We start from the raw sequence: 12466 nt of genomic DNA on the forward strand, positions 1-12466 counted from the left end.
AAATAAGAGGAACCTATGCTGCTTTGGCACATCCTGTTGCTATAAATTACCTGAAAGAACTGGGTATTACTGCCGTCGAATTGTTGCCGATCCATCATTTTTTGACTGACCGTCATTTAAAGGACAAAGGACTCACTAACTACTGGGGATACAATAGCATCGGTTTTTTTGCTCCCGATGTGCGCTATTCCGCTTCAGGTACACATGGCGAGCAGGTTATGGAATTTAAAAAAATGGTCAAGGCCTTACATGATGCCGGTATCGAAGTGATCCTCGATGTTGTCTACAACCATACCGGCGAAGGTAACGAAATGGGGCCAACACTGTCTTTTAGAGGGATTGATAATGCTTCTTATTATCGCTTGGCGGAAGACCCACGGTATTATATGGATTTTACCGGAACCGGCAATACCTTAAATACACGTCAACCCAATGTATTACGTCTGATTATGGACAGTCTGCGCTATTGGGTTGAAGAAATGCATGTTGACGGGTTCCGCTTTGATTTGGCATCAGCATTGGCACGGGAGTTACACGAGGTCGATAAATTAAGTTCATTCTTTGACGTTATTCATCAAGATCCGGTGATTTCACAGGTTAAACTCATTGCAGAGCCTTGGGATATCGGAGAAGGTGGATACCAGGTTGGCGAATTTCCTGCTGGCTGGGCCGAATGGAATGGAAAATACCGTGATTGCATCCGCGATTATTGGATCGGGGCAGATAGCATGATTGCTGAATTTGCCAATCGCCTTACAGGATCCTCCGATTTATATCGGGGGGATAATCGAACACCCTCCGCCAGTGTTAATTTTATTACGGCCCACGATGGATTTACACTTCATGACCTTGTATCGTATAACGATAAGCACAACGAAGCCAATGGCGAGGATAATCAAGATGGTGAAAGTCACAATCGCTCCTGGAATTGCGGGGTCGAAGGACCCACAGATGATGCTACAGTTAATAGCCTAAGACAAAAACAAAAACGAAATATGCTGGTGACCTTGTTCCTGTCGCAAGGTGTGCCTATGCTCGTCGCTGGCGATGAACTGGGCAGAACACAGCAAGGCAACAATAATGCGTATTGCCAGGACAATGAGATCTCTTGGCTGGACTGGACCAGCGTGGATGGAACTTTATTGGATTTTACTAAAAAATTAATTCATTTTCGCCGTGAACATCCTGTATTCTGCCGTCGTAAATGGTTTCAAGGTATACCTATTCGTGGTACGGGTGTCGAGGATATCGTATGGTTTCTCCCAGATGCATCTGAGATGGACGATCATCATTGGCAGGAGGATTATGCCCGTTCCCTTGCTGTATTTCTCAATGGTCAGGGAATTCGATCGGTAGACATCGCTGGTAATAAAATAGTGGATGCCAATTTTTACCTCTTATTTAATGCTCATTGGGAAGATGTCGCCTATAAACTCCCTAGTGAAATCTATGGGGCTTCCTGGAATAAGATCATAGATACGAATAGCGATAGGATAGGTGATTTTGGGGAGTTTCCAGCCGGGGATACGGTTTTAGTTCCCTCGCGCTCGATTCTTTTATTTCAATCACAATAGAGCGACCACTGGATTATGAGCAAAACAGGAATTAGACAATTAGGAGTTCAATACAATGGTGCGCTATGGGAGATTCGCGTATGGGCGCCAAATGCAAAGAATGTCTATTGCATGCTTTATAATATGGGTGTCGAAATCCCGCTAGAGCAGCAAGCCTACGGTTATTGGTATGCCGAAAGTGATTTAATCCGTGCGGGCGATTTGTATAGAATACGGGTAGACGACAACGAATTCCCTGATCCGCTTTCTCGTTCACAACCGGAAGGTGTTCATGGACCGTCTCAAGCTGTAGACCTCGCTTTTTCATGGACCGATCAAGACTATCAGCCGCCGCAACAATCAGATTTTATCATCTATGAGCTTCATGTAGGTACATTCTCGTCGTCACATGACTTTGATGGAGTTATCAAAAAGATTCCTTATCTGAAAAATTTGGGAATAACTGCTATCGAAATAATGCCGGTCGCTCAATTTCCCGGAGAGAGAAATTGGGGTTATGATGGCGTATTTCCATTCGCGGTACAGCATTCTTATGGTGGCGCTTCCGAATTGCAACGGCTAGTTAATGCCTGTCATGAGGCTGGTATAGCTGTAATTCTCGATGTGGTCTATAATCATGTAGGCCCCGAAGGAAACTATTTTGCGCAGTATGGTGCTTATTTCACTGAGAAATATCTAACGCCCTGGGGCGATGCACTCAATTATGACGACCGTTTCTGTCACGGGACAGCGGGATTTGGTAGTCAACAATGTACGGATGTGGTTTGAAGACTTTCACATTGATGCGCTGCGCATGGATGCAGTACATGCGATCAAGGATTTCAGTCCAATTCACATCCTTCAGGAAATCCGTGCGGAAACGGATAATGTGATCGCCAAATCGGGAAAAAATCGATATCTCTTTGTTGAGTGTGATCTTAACGACAGAAGATTTTTAGACCCCTTGGTGAAAAATGGTTTTGCGATGGATGCGCAGTGGCTAGATGAGTTTCACCATGCCTTACGCGTAGCAATAGGCGAACCAAAAAAGGGCTATTATCAGGAGTTTAATGGCGTGGAAGATCTGGCAAAAGCCTATGAGAAGGCCTATGTTTTTGATGGGAACTATTCTTTCCATCGCGAGAAATTTTTTGGAACAGATACGGCGGGTATTCCGGGCGATCGCTTCATTGTTTCAGTCAGAATCATGATCAGGTCGGCAATAGGATGCTGGGTGATCGTGCTGCCTCGCTTTACGCCAGAGAAATAACATGTCTTATGACTTTTGCTGTATTCATGTCGCCCTACCTTCCGCTACTATTTATGGGCGAAGAATGGGGGACAGCGCGACCTTTTCCGTATTTTATCAGTCACAGTGATCCAGAGCTAGTAGAGCTGGTGCGGGAGGGCCGCAAGCGGGAGTTTGAAGATTTTCTCACAGATCACGAGGTTCCCGATCCACAGGATGAAACAATATTTAGGCAAGCTGTGTTGGATTGGGACGAATTGAACAGGCTACCATATCAGCAACAGTTGTCCTATTATAAATCGTTGATCGCATTTCGGAAAAGCAATCCGTTGTTAAAAAATATGCAACGAAGTGATATCAGGACTGAGTGCCTCTGTGATAAGAAGGTACTTAGTATCTATGTGGAACAAAAGGAGAGGCAAATGATTATCCTGATGAACTTTTCAGCTCATTTACAACATGTCAATCTACCAGCAGCTGTGCAATGGACCTTGTCATTTGATACCAGTGTACCGGACGCCGACCTTTTGGCAGAGACTGACGCTGTTGCAGTGCAGGACTGTTCCTTATTACCATGGTCAGGGTATGCTTACACTTTGAAATAGATCGTTTTGGAAAGATTTAAGGGAGTTGATCTTCAGGAATGAAAGCTATTAAAAGATAAAAACAAATTATTCAAACAACTTCGTTAAAAGTATTGTTCCTTATTTAAATACGGCTTGTCCAGTCGTGAAGAAAGTTTTAAAAGCTAGGTCCTTTCCAACCTAGCTTTTTTATTTTTAAAAGGAACAATTGCTTATGGCTTTGAATACCAATGGTTTGAACGATCAGCTATTCAGAATAAATTTTAAACAAACGTTTGATCTGTTATTCGTCGCAATTTTTTTTTATCTTAGCCTAAGATATGACATGTTTGAAGAGGGGTGCTAGATTTATGATGTATGGCAAATTATCTCTTTCGAGAATTTCCTATTATTAGCGAATTAAATAATTAAAAACTAGCAAACTATGCGTCAACTGGAGTGTCACGAAGAGAAAATCCAACTATGCGGTAAGATCCAGTCTTTCGGTTTCCTTTGTATTTTTGATGAGAGCGGATGTATTGCCGCAAGTGAAAACTTAACTATCGTCCTTGATATTCCCATGAAGGAAATCCTCGGACGCTCTATTGCTCAGCTATTACCATTGCTATCGTCCGAAAAGGAGTTGAATCTTAAAGAGATTGAAACGCAAATTAGAGGAGAGATCTTTACACGTTTTGTGGAGCGTATCCGCATTAAAAATGTAGACTATTACCTGAGTATTTACCAGTACGACGAGCGGACATACCTTGAAATAGAAATCTGTAATGAAAATCATTTAAAAGCGACGCGATTATTTTATTATGCGAAGTACCTTGAAGAACGTCATGGCAATGCTTGGCAATCATTGACTGTACTGATTCGTCAGATCATTGGTTTTGACCGAGTTATGGTATACCGTTTCGAGGAGGACAATAGCGGACAGGTCATTGCAGAGTCCATCGCAGATGGAATGACCCCATTGATGGGCTACCGGTATCCGGAATTTGATATTCCGGCACAAGCACGCGAACTCTATGTGAAGTTTCTTGCGCGCCACGTAGCTGATGTTGATGGTCCGACTATTGGTATACAGGGTTTGGAGGCTGGTGAGGTAGACTTGACGCGCTGTAGCCTCAGAGCATTATCTCCAGTACATCTACAATATCTTAAAAACGCTGGAGCACGGGCCAGTGCCAGTTTTTCTATCGTTATCGAAGGAAAACTTTGGGGCTTGGTGGCATGCCAGAATAGCGAGCCTTTGAATGTTGATCTCGCCCAACGTCATTTATGCGCTTTTTTAACGCAATACGCTATAAACTACTATCTTTCAGAACATCAAAAAGAAAACCTGGTAGCGCAAACCATTATGGGTGTTATGGAACGTGATCTGAAGTCTGAGTTATTAGTTAATAGCGATATTGGAATTGTGCTTGAACGCTTTGCACCACAAATTCTAGAAATTGCGGGCGCAGATGGACTAATGATCAAGCACGACCGGGGTTCTAAAAGTTGGGGCGATGTACCCACTCAATTGCAGTTGCGTGAGATCGATCGCTTTATAGAAGAGGAGGGTCAAGATGACTTGTTTTTCACATCAAACTTTGTCTATGGCGACAGTGAACCCCCGCAACCGGTTATATTGCCTGGCATTTTGCGGATAAATATCCTTCCCAGCAATAAATGGCACATCTATTTATTCCGCAAAGAACATGTTTACGAAGATGTATGGGCTGGAAAACCCGAAAAAATATATCATTACGATCCCGAAAGGAAAGTCGAATTTCCATCTCCACGGACATCTTTTGAAGCTTGGCGTGAAAAGATGAAAGGCAAATCTATCCAGTGGAAAAGTGCCGAGCTTTCTTTTATGGAGAAAGTCGCACAAATAACCCAACAAGCTATTGCCCAGCGCGGCGGAGAGATTGCTCAGCTCAATAAAGAACTTGTCAGATCCAACAATGCTTTGGATACATTTGGCTATACATTAACCCATGATCTTAAAAATCCACTTTCATCGATAAAGCTTGCTGCCCAGATGATGTTGATGAAAGATGATCTTCCGAAGGATATGTTACGCAAAATGGCACTAAATATTATGGATGCTACTGCGCTGATCACTGAAATGATGGACAAGGTGTATCAGCTCACGCAATCGAATTATGTAGCCTTCAAAACGGAACTGATCGATCCACGGAATAAAATTCTTAACATTCTCGAAAGCTGTAAGCAGCAGTTTGAAAGCGCCCATCTTGAATTTGTTTTGGGAGAAACTTTGCCGATTCTAGGGGAGAGAACACTGTTATACCAGTTGTTCTTAAATCTGATAAGCAATGCCATAAAATATAGCAGTAAAAAAGATCGCCCGAGAGTCGAGGTATATAGTGAAAAGCAGGGACAATTCGTTCACTACTACATTAAAGACAATGGTATCGGAATGGATATTAAGGATGATAGTAATATATTTGATATTTTTAAACGCTTGCCTAACTCGCAGGGATTCGAAGGGTCGGGGATTGGGCTTTCTATAGTAAAACGCATCGTAGATCGTCTAGAGGCAAAAGTCACCGTCGATAGTGAGCTAAATATAGGTACAACTTTTTGTATAACATTTAAAGCCTAATGGACTAAGAAAAAAATCAATAAACCAAAAAAGGAGCCCGAAAGCTCGTTTTTTTTGTTTGAACGTAGCAGCAACCTTTAAGAGCGGTAGAGTTACTATCTGCCCAACCTACTCTTATCAAAGTTTCATCCAATCTATACTTTGCCTTATTGACAGGCTATCCGATCTTCTGGGATACGAAAATTTAAGAACACTTTTAGAATTAAAACAAACGATTAGTCGATTGGAAAAGTTCCTATATGAAATGGTGAATATTGCCCGTCCAGATGGATATGCAAAAGTTACAGCTGAATTTTCTCCAAAGTTTATACGACAAACGATGTTTAAACCCAAAAATCGATTATAATGAAAAAAAAAGAATTGAAGACTGAACAAGTTGATCCAGTGGAAAATAAAAAGGTCAACGCCCTAAGACCACATACGGCGGACGCCACAGGACAGCAAATGACCACTGATCAGGGAGTCAAGATCAATGATGACCAAAATTCGCTGCGTGCTGGAGATCGGGGCGCTACGCTTTTGGAAGATTTTATTCTCCGAGAAAAGATCACACATTTTGACCACGAGCGCATTCCCGAACGTGTTGTACACGCAAGAGGTTCGGGCGCGCATGGCGTATTCAAACTATACAAGCCTTTAGCTGAATGGACAAAAGCGGGTTTTCTTAATGATATCGAAACTGGAACCCCAGTGTTTGTGCGTTTCTCTACGGTTGCTGGTTCGAGGGGGTCGACGGATCTTGCCCGCGACGTTCGTGGTTTTGCCGTCAAATTTTATACACAAGAAGGTAATTTTGATCTGGTGGGTAATAATATGCCTGTATTCTTTATTCAGGATGCAATGAAGTTCCCCGATCTTGTTCACGCTGTCAAGCCCGAACCCGACAATGAAATTCCACAGGCGGCTTCTGCCCATGATACATTTTGGGACTTCATTTCTTTAATGCCTGAGTCGACACACATGATCATGTGGCTGATGAGTGATCGAGCAATACCGCGCAGCTACCGCATGATGGAGGGATTTGGTGTTCATACTTTTCGGTTGATCAATGCCAATGGCGAATCGCACTTTGTTAAGTTTCATTGGAAACCACTGCTTGGAGTTCATTCAGTCGCATGGGATGAAGCTCAAAATATATCCGGTAAAGACCCCGATTTTCATCGAAGGGATCTCTGGGACGCCATTGAAAGCGGTGCCTTTCCGGAATGGGAACTCGGCATACAGGTCATTCCCGAATCTGATGAATTTAAGTATGACTTCGACCTGCTAGATTCAACGAAGATTGTTCCTGAGGAGCTGGTGCCTGTTCAGCCTATTGGAAAAATGACTCTAAATCGCAATCCCGATAATTTCTTTGCCGAAACGGAACAGGTTGCCTTTCATATTGGCAATATTGTACCTGGAATTGATTTTACAAATGATCCGTTGTTGCAAGGACGATTGTTCTCTTACACAGATACCCAACTTATTCGTTTAGGTGGACCTAATTTTCATGAAATTCCGATTAATAGGCCCATCTGTCCTTCGCACAACAACCAGCGTGATGGATTTATGCGGCAAAGGATTGATCGGGGTAAAACGAGTTACGGACCAAATTCATTGGGGAATAATGATCCTGCGCAGGTAGGCGAGGCAGATGGTGGTTTTAAAAGTTATCAAGAGCGTATTGATGCCAGAAAAGTGCGGGCTAGGAGCGATAGTTTCCGCGACCATTTTAGTCAAGCAAGGCTGTTTTATAATAGTCAGTCTGAGCCGGAAAAAAATCATCTTGTAGATGCGTTCAGTTTTGAGCTGGGTAAAGTGAAGGCCGTTTCGGTAAGGCAACGCATGATCGGTATACTGTCGCTGGTCGATCAGGGGCTGGCAGCTGAAGTTGCGTTTGCCTTGGGGCTGCAGGTGCAAGAAGAAGTTGAAAAGCCGATTAATAAGAGCCTCCCAGCCGATGCTGATCCTTCCGATTATGAACCTATTCAAGTTAAGGAAAAATTAAAAAAATCGGCGGCCTTAAGTATGCAAAATACGATAAAAGATACGATAAAGAGTCGAAAGATTGCCGTGCTTGCTGCTGATGGAGTAGACACGAAATCATTTCAGGCCGTGGTAGATACGATCCGGGCTCAAGGTGGAATTGTCCACGTTATTGCACCTAAGCTCGGGGAGGTTACGGGCACGGACAAAAAGAAGATCCCTGTGGAAGAAAGCTTTCTAACTGGAGCATCGGTGCTGTATGATGCCATATATATACCCGGAGGAAAGGATAGCGTAGCTACACTGCAGTCCAATGCCGATGCTGTCCATTTTCTAAATGAAGCATTTAAACACTGTAAAAGCAATTGCAGCAGATGTCGAGGCAAGTCCAGTTTTGGAAGCGACCTATTTTTTTAGCAAGGTATACCAAGAGTTTTCAGCGGAGACTGTACTTGATGACGGAATCATAGTTGATCAGGATCCGAAGTCCTTAGTGGATAAATTCATTAAAGCAATTGCCCAACACCGGTTTTTGGGAGCGGGAAAAATCGCGCAAAGTGCCTGCGTAGTATCTAAATAATATCCAATGTAGAAATATGCCCCAAAAAGTTTTATACTATTTGGGGCATATTTATGGACCATCCTATTTAAATAAATACTAATGCTGTAGCAGTGTGAGGGCGGTATCATTTCCCTGTTGCGCGGCGAGGTCTAACACCGACAAGCCACGGGTATCGAGTAGCCTGGTATTTGCACCATTGTCAAGTAAAAGCTTAAGTACCTCATTTCTACCAAACATGGCTGCAAACATCAGCGCGGTGCCACCGTTCCCATGTTGCAGGTTTAAATTTGCGCCATAACCGATTAATAATTTGGCAATATCATGATAACCTTTAAAAGCAACACCCATCAGGGCTGTGTTTCCACCGTTATCCTGTGCATTTACATCGGCACCAGCTTCCAATAGTAATTGGGCTGCAGCCAGCTTATTGTTATAACAGGCAATGATCAATGGGGTATAGCCTTTGTCGTCTCGTGTATTTACATCGGTATTCTGATTGATCAATTCACGTAAGACTTCGAGATTGCCCAGTCGGGCAGCATGAATCATGATTTCTGAGTTTTGTGTCATAGTGGTTCAGTTTATATCGTAAAAAGCGTTAAATGGGATCGGCAAAAATGCTTCCTGGCGTTCCTTTTTAATTTGAACAAAACTGGAAACCGAAACGTTTGCGCTCATTCGATGTTTTGAAAAGCTTAATTAAAATGTCAAGGTATTATTCTTACCTCAGTTACAAATGAAGAACATAGACTTAGCGACAATATCACACTATTCTTTTTGCCATGGAATCAATAGCGAGTTTGTAAATCTTCAAAACAAACGAAGCCGAACGTAATTTATGTTTCGGCTTTGTTTCATCTTTTGAGTTCAGTTTAAGCAGCACCACGAATGACACGTAATAAAACGACAATAATGGCAATGACCAATAACACGTGGATGATATTCCCCGTAGCATAACCTCCAAAAAAACTTATCGCCCAAATGATGACCAATATAACGGCGATGATGTAGCAATAGATTTCCCATAATTTGATTTTTTTATTAGAACAGCATTCCAAGAGTGATAGTTTGCTTTTATATCGTATTTCGATCAATTGCGTGTTCAGTTTTTTCAACAACTGTATACAATGTTCATCTGAGTATAAATTGCTAAAACGCAGAATAAACGTATTTCTAACATTTCAGCAGTAAATAAATACCTTATTATCTTTTTTTATTAGTTGCTTATTTTTTGATCATTATTTAAAATAAATGTCAAAAAGCTATTAAACTTTGCTTAATTAGCTTTATAAAATAGGAAAACGTATTTCTACCCTCAACGCTGCTATTTATTTTTTGGCACAAATGGAGCTTCAAATCTAGCATCCTTCTTGTTACCTCTGTTCATGTAAAACCATTTTAAACAATCAGTTGAAAAAAGAAAGAGGATAAGTTATGAACAACTACAATTTAAATGTACTCATCAACGAAAAAAGAAGTTTGCTTAATCATTTTGCTGCTAAATTTACAGCTGATCCGGATGAAAAGGAAGATTTGATCCAAGAAACCTGGATAAGGGCATTGAAGTCCATAGACAACTTTGTGCAGCATCCGAAGTTAATGAGCTGGCTATATGTGATTATGAAGCATACGTATATTAATAAGTATAGAAAAGCCAAGCGGGTGACGGAAATTCAGGATAATTATATTGCCTTAGAAAGTACCAATACGTCTGAACTTAACAAAGGGATCAATAAATTTATGGCCGAAGACATCGAAAAAGCGATGACCAGTCTTACGCCCGAAAATTATGAAATTTTCCGTTTATTTTTAGATGGTTATAAATACCATGAAATCGCTTCCTATTTTAATATGCCAGAAGGCACTATAAAGACCAGAATTCACATGGTACGTAAAAAGCTGCAAAAACAGCTCAAAGTTTACCGCTTAAATTAACTGTTTCGACAACTATAAATAAAAGCTAGGCTTCAATTGTCTAGCTTTTATTCCTCGAAAGAGGACATTTTCCTTTGCAATAAACGCTGTGGTAAAGTCAATCAAAATCAACCTTCAATGGCAGTTTTATCGTATCTACAGGAGTGTTGGAGATCGACGCAACCTGTCACTCCGCGATAAAAATATTTTTCATATAGATGCTTTTTTACCTAGCATAACTGTCAAGGGGATGTATTGTTTTTTGAAGATAAGTTCTCGGAAACTGTTTCACTTCAATTTTATCCAAACAAGAAGCTTCCTGCAATTGTTGTTACATATAACTGTATTTACTTCTTAACGTATTTCTTTATGGTAATGTTCGAAAAACAACTTTTGCAAACCCTTATTCGGGTTCAGGATGAATTATGTGTCACCATTTCTGTCAATACCCATCGCACACATCCTGATAATCTCAGTGACCGCATAAAAATCAAAAATTTTAAAAGAGAAGCGATTGATAGGTTGTTGGATAAACATGATCAGAAAGATGTTGTTGGTCTGATTGAAAAATTGGAAAAAATAGAGCAGGAGCTCGATATCAATTATAATCTTGAAAGTCTACATATTTTCGTTTCTGATACCATCAGTGAAGTTTTCAAGTCCTCTTGGGAGACAAACCAAGAAGGAGTCCATATCAGCAATACATTTGCAGTACGCCCGTTGGTGAAGGAGATTGGCCGTCAAACCAGTTATCTTGTGATGCTCCTTTCGCAAAGCGGTGTCCACCTTTTTCGAGCCATCAACGGTCGCATTGTTGAGGATATCAGTAGCGAAGAGTTCCCGATTCCCGAAAATCAATTCCATAATACATTTCCGGATAAGAGTAGTGATGTCAAACATCTTGATGATCTTCTCAGGGAATATCTTAATCGGGTTGATAAAGCCCTTTTACGATTTATTGGTGAGGAGAGGATTGTCACGCTCGTTTTCTGTACAGAAGATAACTATAGTAAGCTCTTACAGGTTGCAGATCGCCCCTCGGTCTATTATGGATACCTGCCTATTGATTATAACAACATTGAAACACATCAGTTGGAGAGCCGTGCCTGGAATTTTATGAAACAGGAGCTTGTACGAAAAAATGAGGACTACTTTAAAGAATTGGAAACAGCTGTGGGCAAGGGCTTAGTGATCACTGATCTTCAAGAAATCTATCGCGCCTGTCAGGATGGCCGCGGGGATATCTTGGTGGTGCAAGAAAGCTTCCATCAAGCCGTAAAGATTCTTTCGGATCGGGATATAGCGATAGTAGAAAGCCCTATAGGATTGGACACGATCGACGACATCAGTAGTTTATTGGCCTTGTTGATCGACGAAAGGGGAGGACAGACCGTATATGTTCCTCAGATACCGAATGAGGAATTACAACCTATTGCCCTGAAGACTCGGTACTAGTCTTATTAAGTTAATTATGCTTAGTGAATAACCATTTTTGGAGCTCGTCCGTTAGTAGAAACGGAATGACAATATTATTATGCTGTAAATTTTTAAAAGTTGTGAAATTGAGTTTACGATTTCCGTGCAGCTTTTTGTACAAAACTTCGCTTCCAATATAAGGGTTCTCTATATCTTTTCGACCATGGATAAGCCAAATGTTTTTATGAACAAGTGCGTTGATATTAGATAGATCTGGTACAGCGGCGATAGAAATCATTGCTGCGAATTTTTCTGGGGCCAGGCTCATGAGGTTTTGTGCTGTTGACGCTCCCATAGAATAACCGACGAGATAAATTCGATTTTTATCGATATTTTTAAACTCGTCTTCAATATTTTCTATCAATTCTAAAATTTGCCGCGCATCTCTTGAAGGTCTTGCCTCAAGTATACCATTCTTATCCAATTCGTAGATTGATGAACGCTTTTCAAACTGTGGGGGCAACAACGAAACAGTTGAACGTTGTATAAATATCTTCTCTAATCCAGGTTCTTGCCAAATGCTCTAATTGGTTTTCATTGTCGCTACCCATTCTAGATGAA

Annotated in this window: 9 protein-coding genes and 2 pseudogenes; 8 read left to right on the forward strand and 3 right to left on the reverse strand. The window is 41.3% G+C overall.

The window, feature by feature from the left end; genetic code table 11:
• Positions 1–23 precede the first annotated feature (23 nt).
• The 6 genes and pseudogenes from glgX to DTA23_RS11070 all read left to right on the forward strand — a co-directional run bounded on the left by glgX (position 24) and on the right by DTA23_RS11070 (position 8522).
• Positions 24–1574, forward strand: a complete 1551-nt coding sequence (glgX, locus tag DTA23_RS11040) for a glycogen debranching protein GlgX (protein WP_256603426.1) — start codon at positions 24–26, stop codon at positions 1572–1574.
• Between the two features lie 15 nt (positions 1575–1589).
• Complete coding sequence (locus DTA23_RS11045) at positions 1590–2342, forward strand: alpha-amylase family glycosyl hydrolase (protein WP_112374729.1); 753 nt, start codon at positions 1590–1592, stop codon at positions 2340–2342.
• Positions 2332–2823 (forward strand): alpha-amylase family protein, encoded by a 492-nt coding sequence (locus DTA23_RS11050; protein WP_112374730.1) that lies wholly within the window; start codon positions 2332–2334, stop codon positions 2821–2823. The genes DTA23_RS11045 and DTA23_RS11050 overlap by 11 nt, the downstream gene beginning before the upstream one ends.
• Positions 2824–2831: 8 nt before the next feature.
• Positions 2832–3407 (forward strand): alpha-amylase family protein, encoded by a 576-nt coding sequence (locus tag DTA23_RS11055; protein WP_172462386.1) that lies wholly within the window; start codon positions 2832–2834, stop codon positions 3405–3407.
• Positions 3408–3810: 403 nt separating this feature from the next.
• The gene (locus tag DTA23_RS11060; protein WP_112374732.1) at positions 3811–5985 is read left to right on the forward strand and encodes an ATP-binding protein; all 2175 of its coding nucleotides are present in this window, start codon (positions 3811–3813) and stop codon (positions 5983–5985) included.
• A gap of 345 nt (positions 5986–6330) precedes the next feature.
• Positions 6331–8522 (forward strand): annotated as a pseudogene (locus tag DTA23_RS11070) (catalase).
• 89 nt (positions 8523–8611) lie between these two features.
• On the opposite strand, the gene DTA23_RS11075 reads toward DTA23_RS11070, so the two are convergent.
• Positions 8612–9085, reverse strand: coding sequence for an ankyrin repeat domain-containing protein (locus DTA23_RS11075; RefSeq protein WP_112374734.1), 474 nt, complete (start codon positions 9083–9085; stop codon positions 8612–8614).
• Positions 9086–9387: 302 nt separating this feature from the next.
• Positions 9388–9541: pseudogene (locus DTA23_RS11080) on the reverse strand (lmo0937 family membrane protein).
• Positions 9542–9949: 408 nt separating this feature from the next.
• Here DTA23_RS11080 and DTA23_RS11085 point away from each other — a divergent pair.
• Positions 9950–10450: an RNA polymerase sigma factor gene (locus DTA23_RS11085; protein WP_046676293.1), complete on the forward strand. Its 501-nt coding sequence runs from the start codon at positions 9950–9952 to the stop codon at positions 10448–10450.
• A gap of 348 nt (positions 10451–10798) precedes the next feature.
• Complete coding sequence (locus DTA23_RS11090; RefSeq protein WP_146753061.1) at positions 10799–11884, forward strand: baeRF3 domain-containing protein; 1086 nt, start codon at positions 10799–10801, stop codon at positions 11882–11884.
• A 10-nt stretch (positions 11885–11894) separates the two neighbouring features.
• Here the strand turns inward: DTA23_RS11090 and DTA23_RS27685 are convergent, their stop codons facing one another.
• A complete protein-coding gene (locus DTA23_RS27685; protein ID WP_218565365.1) occupies positions 11895–12329 on the reverse strand; it encodes a carboxylesterase family protein in 435 nt (144 codons plus the stop codon).
• Positions 12330–12466: the final 137 nt, after the last annotated feature.

Source organism: Sphingobacterium multivorum (assembly GCF_900457465.1).
Taxonomy (GTDB): domain Bacteria; phylum Bacteroidota; class Bacteroidia; order Sphingobacteriales; family Sphingobacteriaceae; genus Sphingobacterium; species Sphingobacterium multivorum.

What these genes read in the sequence shown, in the direction of transcription:
- DTA23_RS11050 (WP_112374730.1), top strand. Translation starts at nt 2,332, where the DNA reads ATGTGGTTTGAAGACTTTCACATTGATGCGCTGCGCATGGATGCAGTA.
- DTA23_RS11055 (WP_172462386.1), top strand. Translation starts at nt 2,832, where the DNA reads ATGACTTTTGCTGTATTCATGTCGCCCTACCTTCCGCTACTATTTATG.
- DTA23_RS11085 (WP_046676293.1), top strand. Translation starts at nt 9,950, where the DNA reads ATGAACAACTACAATTTAAATGTACTCATCAACGAAAAAAGAAGTTTG.
- DTA23_RS11060 (WP_112374732.1), top strand. Translation starts at nt 3,811, where the DNA reads ATGCGTCAACTGGAGTGTCACGAAGAGAAAATCCAACTATGCGGTAAG.
- DTA23_RS11090 (WP_146753061.1), top strand. Translation starts at nt 10,799, where the DNA reads ATGGTAATGTTCGAAAAACAACTTTTGCAAACCCTTATTCGGGTTCAG.
- DTA23_RS11045 (WP_112374729.1), top strand. Translation starts at nt 1,590, where the DNA reads ATGAGCAAAACAGGAATTAGACAATTAGGAGTTCAATACAATGGTGCG.
- DTA23_RS11075 (WP_112374734.1), bottom strand. Translation starts at nt 9,085, where the DNA reads ATGACACAAAACTCAGAAATCATGATTCATGCTGCCCGACTGGGCAAT.